Annotated in this window: 1 protein-coding gene; it reads left to right on the top strand. The window is 48.1% G+C overall.

Features of this window, described 5'->3' with window-relative positions; genetic code table 11:
- On the top strand, positions 1 to 1,126 hold a 1,126-nt coding region (locus R7R78_RS24260; protein ID WP_225474391.1), incomplete at both ends, for a 1-acyl-sn-glycerol-3-phosphate acyltransferase.

Raw genomic sequence — 1,126 nt, 5'->3', positions numbered from 1 at the left:
CCGCGTTCTTCGGCCCCGTCAAGTACGCGCTTCTTCCTCAGGAATTAAACGCTAAGGAACTGGTACCGGGCAATGCCTTGGTTGAAGCCGGGACATTTATCGCCATTCTTATCGGCACGCTCGGTGCAGGCATTATTGCTTCTGCTGACAACGCGAAGTATCTGGCCGCTTTCTGCGTGGTTCTATTTGCCCTGCTCGGTTACTTATCCAGTCGCTCGATTCCCTTTGCTGCGGCAAGTGCCCCTGAACTTAAATTCCGTTGGCGACCTTATCAGCAAACTAAGCATACGCTGGCGATCGCGAAATCCGATCGCATCGTATTTCAATGCATAATGGCCATCAGTTGGTTTTGGTTTCTCGGTGCTGCATATCTTACTCAGTTCCCAAACTTCACTAAGGTCTATCTGAACGGTACAGAAAGCGCCGTATCCTTCTTACTTGCACTCTTCTCAGTAGGGATTGCTCTAGGCTCACTGGCTTGCAACTGGATCTCAAATCATCGAATCGAAGTGGGCATCGTGCCAATCGGTGCCTTAGGCATCACCATCTTCGGTTACTTAATGGCGACATCAGTACCAACTGAGCTACCTGAGTTCGCAAACTTCATTGAATTTGTTCGTTTCGAGCCTTTCTGGCCTCTGTTTTTCTATCTGCTCATGATAGGAGCATCGGGCGGATTATTTATCGTCCCACTGTATGCCTTAATGCAGCACCGAGCGAAGGAGACTGAACGAGCGCAAGTGATAGCAGGTCTGAATATCTTTAACTCGCTATTTATGGTGGGCAGCGCGGTCCTTGGCATTATATGCCTAAGCGTAGTAGAGATGAGTATTCCACAACTGTTTGCGCTTCTTGCAGTGCTTAATTTCTTAGTCGCGGCATATATCTTTCTACAAATCCCGATTTTTGTGGTTCGCTTTGCAATGTGGATGCTCACGCACACCATCTATCGTGTTAAACACAAAATTCTGCACAACTTACCTGCGCATGGTGGTGCATTGATTGTGTGTAATCATGTGAGCTATATGGATGCCCTATTACTGAGTGCCGTATGCCCTCGTTTGATTCGCTTTGTGATGGAAGAAGATTACGCCAACCTGCCGCCGCTAAGACGCTTTTTACGCCG

Source organism: Vibrio sp. 2134-1, from assembly GCF_033339495.1.
Note: the sequence above shows the minus strand (reverse complement) of the source record. Positions and strands in the feature narration are given on the sequence as shown.